Origin of the sequence: Veillonella sp. (assembly GCF_018364065.1) — a bacterium.
Taxonomy (GTDB): domain Bacteria; phylum Bacillota; class Negativicutes; order Veillonellales; family Veillonellaceae; genus Veillonella_A.
On record NZ_JAGZMO010000001.1, the window covers coordinates 415,196 to 422,012 of the forward strand.

5 protein-coding genes are annotated in these 6,817 nt (G+C 39.3%); all 5 read right to left on the bottom strand.

Annotated features, from left to right (window positions below; all coding sequences use genetic code 11):
- Window positions 1-21: 21 nt before the first annotated feature.
- The 5 genes from KHZ77_RS01865 to KHZ77_RS01885 all read right to left on the bottom strand — a co-directional run bounded on the left by KHZ77_RS01865 (window position 22) and on the right by KHZ77_RS01885 (window position 6,481).
- Window positions 22-1,098: a zinc-binding dehydrogenase gene (locus KHZ77_RS01865; protein WP_295195087.1), complete on the bottom strand. Its 1,077-nt coding sequence runs from the start codon at window positions 1,096-1,098 to the stop codon at window positions 22-24.
- A gap of 104 nt (window positions 1,099-1,202) precedes the next feature.
- Window positions 1,203-2,579, bottom strand: coding sequence for an MFS transporter (locus KHZ77_RS01870; RefSeq protein ID WP_295195089.1), 1,377 nt, complete (start codon window positions 2,577-2,579; stop codon window positions 1,203-1,205).
- A 338-nt stretch (window positions 2,580-2,917) separates the two neighbouring features.
- Window positions 2,918-3,718: a transporter substrate-binding domain-containing protein gene (locus tag KHZ77_RS01875; protein WP_295195091.1), complete on the bottom strand. Its 801-nt coding sequence runs from the start codon at window positions 3,716-3,718 to the stop codon at window positions 2,918-2,920.
- A gap of 235 nt (window positions 3,719-3,953) precedes the next feature.
- Window positions 3,954-5,618 carry a subtype B tannase gene (locus tag KHZ77_RS01880; RefSeq protein WP_295195093.1) on the bottom strand — a complete coding sequence of 555 codons (1,665 nt, stop codon included), beginning with the start codon at window positions 5,616-5,618 and terminating at the stop codon, window positions 3,954-3,956.
- Window positions 5,619-5,914: 296 nt separating this feature from the next.
- Window positions 5,915-6,481: a hypothetical protein gene (locus tag KHZ77_RS01885; RefSeq protein WP_295195095.1), complete on the bottom strand. Its 567-nt coding sequence runs from the start codon at window positions 6,479-6,481 to the stop codon at window positions 5,915-5,917.
- Between the last annotated feature and the right edge of the window lie 336 nt (window positions 6,482-6,817).

Here is a 6,817-nt window from a genome sequence, read left to right on the forward strand (position 1 = left end):
TATCCCTTTTTATTAAATTAATTAGTCAAAATCATAATGCATGATTACTTTAATGGCTTCTTTATTGGCCATTGCTTCAAAGCCTTTTTCCCATTCAGATAAGCCGATGCGATGTGTAATCATTGGCTGCACTTGGATTTTGCCGTCTGCCAAAAGACGCATTGCATTACGCCAGGAAGTTGCATCATATGCCATGTGACCGATAATGCTGATATTCCATTCAGTAATGGCGTTGATGGAGAAATCAAGAGGTTTGAAACCCATACCTACACGAACGATCTCGCCATTGGAGCGAACCATTTCAATAGCCTGTTTCAAAGCAATGTTAGCGCCGGAGCATTCAACAACAAGACTGATATTATCACGGCCACCGCTGATTTCATGGCAGCGTGCCACTACATCTTCTTTAGATGCATTAATACAATGAGTAGCGCCCAATTCTTTTGCTACGCCGAAACGAACTTTTACGTCTTCTTCCAAGCCAACCATGATAATATTCACGGCACCCATTAAACGAGCAATTTGTACGGAGAATAAACCAAGAGGACCTGTACCGAATACTACGCAGTCTTGACCCGGCATAAAGTGTGACTGTTGTACGATGGATTTGTAAGCGTTACAAATTGGATCCATTACGCAAGCTTCTTCGTATTTTACATTTTCAGGAATTTCCCAGATTGCATGTGGATGAATGCGTAAAATTTCACCAGGAATTTTACAATATTTAGTAAAGCCGCCACCCCAACGGTTATTGTCGAGACCTAAGTTTACTTTGCTGCGGCAAGTAAGGAAGTCGCCGCTGTCGCAAGATGGGCAAACGCCGCAAACGTGACCGCTGTTATCGGATACAATACGTTGTCCCACTTTCCAATGTTTAACTTGTTCACCGACTTTAACGATTTCACCGGCAAACTCATGACCGCGGATAGAGTTGAATTCATCAGATCCGTTATCTACACGGAAGTGTTTCATATCAGCGCCACAAATCGCAGCTGCTTTAATTTCTACAATAATGTCTTCAGGACCACATGTAGGTTCAGGAACATCAATCATACGATACCCGCCAAAACTTTTCCCATATCTTGCTAATGCTTTCATACTTGCCAACTCCTTCTTATTTTAAAATTTCTTAATACCTATGCACTTTGTGATTAATACCTCTATTTAACCGCTATCTATTTCCTTCGTGTAAACTTGTCCGATTAGGACTTATTTAGCACTGCGTATTCATTCACCTCTTCCAACGATTTACCTCTACTTTCAATCCCAACGAAGTAAATAATAGCCGCACATATTAATAAAAATACTGTAAGTACATAAAAGACACTGTGAATACCATGATCTGTAATTAACCACGCCACCACATATGGTGATAATACGGCGCTGAATCGTCCTACCGCATTGGAGAAACCCATGCCTCTCAATCGAATTTCCGTCGGGAACAATTCAGGTACATATACAGAACATACGAAACAAACAAAGAAATAAATAAGTACTGTCATTACAAAACCGCTCGCCATAATGAGGTAATCCTCAGTCTGAGCTGAATATATATAACACATTACAGAAATTAACACTAATAAAGTAACTGCCACATATTTTCGAGAGTATCTATCGGAAATGTACGCTGAGATGATAACCCCCAGTGGTGCTCCCATCATCATGAGTGTTACCATACCTACTGACTTCATAACGCTGATGCCTTGATGAACAAATATGGTAGGCAGCCAGTTGATGATTGTATATATCAACGTATTCATAGCCACTAAACAAACCGAAGCGATGATATTTCTCTTTAATACTTCTCCAACAAACAAATCTTTCCAACCGAATGTATTTTTTACTGCCACTGCTTCAAATGGGCTTCGATTGCTTGTATATGGCGATAAGATGATTCCTTTTTCATCTTCAATCTCTTTTTCAATGGATTCTAAAATCTTATCGGATTGAAGGCGATGGCCCTTACTTTCATGCCATCTTGGTGATTCCGGCATATGTTGTCTCGGGAACCACACTAACAAGGCCAAGGCTCCACCTATAAAAAACATCACTCGCCAACCGAACGCCGGAATGATTAAGTAACAAAGTAACATTCCAACCGGTGCCGCTAAATTGCCGATTAATGACAAATACGATGACCACTTGCCTCGTACTTTAGCCGGTACCATTTCGGCAAACATACCAAAACCAACAATAATTTCTGCCCCTAAGCCTATGCCCATTACAAACCGACAGGCTATAAGAATTTCCATACTGGGAGCGAAGGCTCCGATGATTCCGGCTATACCGAAGATTAAGAGATTTAACTGATACGCAAATTTACGTCCATACCGATCACCAACATATCCGGTAAGTAAACTGCCACAAAACAAACCAAGCATCGTGAATGAGATAAATGCTGCATTGAGATAATTGGTGGACCAGCCTATCTGAATCAGTTCCGATAGAACAGCACTGCCCATATAATTATCAATACCGTCAACAAAAAGTCCTGCTCCAATAACAAACAACATTTTGTAGTGCCATCTCGAAATCGGCAATCTGTCCAACCGTTCACCGGCTGTAAGCTTTCGTTCCAAACCAACCACCCCTTTGTGAGTTTTATGAGTTTAAAGCATTTTTATTATTCGTTGATTGTATTTTACAACATATTTACAAGATTTACAATAGTTTTATTTCCGTTTCAGTAAAAATATTTTTGTTTCAGATTATATTTATACTAAATCGGAAGTATTCGAAGTGAACAAAAATAAAAAACAGGCTTGGAAATCCTTATCCCAAGCCTGTTTTCAGCTCTTATATAGTTTTCAATCTAGTCCAACAAAACAACATATCAAAACCAACAAATCGGACATTTTTACAGACATTTCCAACATTTTTCCAAAAAACTATGTAAATAATTTGTCAATGTAAACTATTATCTGTTCAAATGCGCCTGTTCAATTCGATCAATGTTGCCTTCTAATTCCTGTTGTGCGAGCCACGCATTAACGAAGTTAAGTAAGGCTTCGTCTCGTTTCATGAGAACGCCGAACTGGTTTTTAGTGAACAAGTTATCCAATAAAGGAGTGCCCAATACTTCATTTTCATGGCTATAGCGAATGGCTTCCAAGCTGTCCGTGATCATAATATCGAAGGTTCCGTTCGCCACGAGTCCCGGAATTTCTGCATTTTTGTCATGCACGGTTACAGTAGCATTCGGCAAGTATTGACGGACGAATTTTTCATTAGTGCCGCCAGGGTTCACGCCCACTCGTACTTCCGGACGATTCATAGCGTCCAAGCTCGTATATTTTGCCGCATCAGCCTTGCGCATTAAAGCAGTTTTACCAAATGTAATATAACCGTCAGATAAATACGCTACGCGCTGACGAGCCGCCGTTTTTGTAATACCGCTCATGGCTACATCAAACTTGCCGTTTAACGTATCTTCCATAAGTGTGGGCCATGTAGTCGGCACAAATTCCACCTTTACGCCCAATGCCTGTGCCAACGAATTCGCCAAATCAATTTCAATGCCCTCATAGGAATTCGTATCCTTGTTGTAATAGGACAATGGTTTATAATCGCCTGTAGTACCCACGCGAAGAACGCCTCGTTCCTGAATTGTATCAAGAGCTGATACCTGCGCCGCGCTAGACGTGCCGGCTGCTCCGGCAGAAAATACACCTGTTAATAATGTGGCCGCTAACATCAATGCAACCCCCCATCGTTTCATAGAAAATCCCCCTTTGTTCTCTTAACAATATCCTATCTTCCCCCAAAGAAGATAATAAATTGTTACGATTATAGCACAAAAGAGTGCATTTATACAATACATAAATGCACTCTCTAGGGATTTCTCTTTATATAGAACTACCTCTACTAAAATTAATCGTTAAACGATTTTCGTAAAAAGCGCTTGTCAAAACAACGTTATAAGCTCACATGAGCTTACATAAGTTCGCATAAGCTTACTTTTCAGCCACTACTTTATCAATCCAGTCGAAAAGCTCTTTCAGATCATAATCGCCGGAGTGTCCTACGCCCCAAGGCATAGAGAAGTCCACATCATAACCGTAGTTTGATAGGCGTGTTGCCACGATTAGAGGTACTGCCATAGACGTATTATTATCTTGTTCACCATAGCGAATGCGCCAATGTTGTGTTTGTCCGCTCTGTTCAGGAGTACCATTCGGTTTAATATAATTCAGAGGATTCATCATTTTAACAATATGGCTATCTGCAACAGAAGTACCGTCTCCATAGGCAGAGGCAAATTGCGTAAAGTGTTGATTATCTACCGTAGCGGTACCAAATAAGTTGTTCTCACCTGTTGAATTGTTACGAGCGTCAAAAGCACCGGGTGCTTTCATGCGGCCTACAGCCTTATTGTAAGCAGCCCAGTCCACATCAACAATCTTCTGAGGATTTTTCGTGTCATATATTAAATAGGAAGCACCGGAAATATCTGTACCGGATGCCTTTGCCTTGTCTGCACTGTCAATAATAAATGATTTGGCATAGTTCATAAAGGAGCCTTCCCCTTTATAATCCATCGTCAAAGATTGCCCCTTCCCATCTTTCAAATTCAGGCTGTTTACATACATTGGGAAGTTATTTTTTAACATAGAGCTATAAAGGATATCATCATCGGTCAAAACAGTGGTTTCACCACCTTGTTGAGGGCCAGGCATCGGCATTACTTCACTGCCTAATGAAGGATCAGGCGGTTCCATTTGCCCTCCAAAGGACGGCATACCCGTATAGGAGTTAACACCGTTGTAAGACCATTCATAGGCCATATCTGCATGGTCCAAATCGGTTATAGGGCAATACGCGGAAACAGCAAAAATATCATTTCGAGTATCAGCAGCACCGATGGCGGAAAGGTATGGTGCATAATCCGCGGAATTGCCACTGGCTCCCAACAGCAATGATAAAGCCCCGCCAGCACTGGTGCCGTTAGAGATTATACGGTTTGCATCACCCGGCATAATCGCGTCATTTTTATGTAAATAAGCCGCTGCGGCCTTCAAATCCACGATAGCCGCCGGTGCTTTCCCATAATACACGCCTTCATCGGTTTCATTACTGCGACCGCGTGCAGCCGGTGCCGCCACTACAAGGCCTCGTGACAAGGCATATAGAACGGCATTCGGTTCACCACTCTTGGAGACAGTCGGTGTAGCCGCTTTCCCCGGACGATAGCCTCCTACTGAGTTTGGCAAGAAAATCGGCGCCGTATCTGCCGTGTATTTGCCGTCTTTTTCCTGATGGAAATAGGCCTCCGGAATATATATGTTCATAGACTGATACGTTGTATCTACCGGATTCGAAACGTATGGCACATTTTCATAGGCTCGGAATGTAATCTCTTTGCCGTCCACCGACATCGTCCGTGTTTCATACGTAAGATTTTCAAAATTTAAAGAATCCATAGTATTTACTCCACCGTTACTGTTACCGGCAGTATTTAGAACAGATCCTGTGCTGCTGATTTTATCGGCTATATTAGTAGTATTAGCAGTATCTGCAGCTCCGACTGACCCGATAATACTTCCCACAGTCAAAACGGTTCCCATTAAAATCACGCAGCGTAACGCTTTTTTGTACGATGAATGACCGGCTATTTTCATAATTCACGCGCTCCTTCCAAAGAACTTTTTGCTTATCACATAAAATTATATTCTTTCTTTAATTGTATTGAGTCTTATTATAAAGTTCAATGGTAAAAAGTGGATGAATAAAGAAAACTTCAATAAAAATAAAAAAACTATTGCTATCTTAACTCCTGACTAATTAATTTAGAGTTTCCCAATAGCAATAGTTTTTTATATAAATGTGGACTTATTAATATAAGTTTAAGTGTCTATATCTTTAAATCCATATTAAGTTATTACTCGTTATTAAGTTATTACTCGCTATTAAATTATTACTCATCTTTTATCAATTGTAAAAAATTACCATTTGAGTCAAAAATAGCCGTGCATTTTTCTTTAGACCCTTTAATTCCAATATAAGCTTTATGTTGTTTTTCATAACTATCGAAAAGATAAACTAAGCTTTTTTCAACTTTACCGTTTTCAATCGTTTTTGCTTTTTCTTCGGCCACTTTATAAATCTCAGGAACTTTACTGAAGTCGATAGTGTCTATTGGTATAATATGATCTTTCACAACAAGATTGCCTGAATATTTATCAGGTTCAGGATCACTCCATTTACCCTTCTGATAGAAATAATTATTAACCTTGTCATCAGTTCCGGGAACGAGAATCTGAATATCAATTCTATCTTTTATATCTTCATACTCCATAATGACTACATGGTTGAATATCTGAATATCTTTCCCCTTTAATTCAGGTCGCTCTTTTAGTTCTGCAATAGCCTTAGCCGCCAAGCCCGGTTCAGTAAATATGTCTTTACTGCCACTGTCAGCACCACATCCTAAAATAGCCAATGTAGCGATAAGCATGAAAACAATCCCTAATAACCGTCTCATCATACCCCTCCTAAAATATAAAAAAAAATAACACTAACTACTTTCATAATATAGTATTTCAAGAAATTATGCCATATATTTAGGAATAATGAGGAATGTAATTCAAACAATTACTATTGATTAATTTTGATAAATTATAAAAAATTTTACACTATTCTTTTAATTTTTAAACTAAATTTAGATATTTTTAAACTGTCTTAGACATTTTTAATCATCTTAAATAATTTTTAGCTATCTTAGACAGTTGATTCATTACAAATTACAACTTACAACTTACAACTTACAACTTACAACTTACAACTTACAACTTACAACTTACAACTTACAACTTACAAC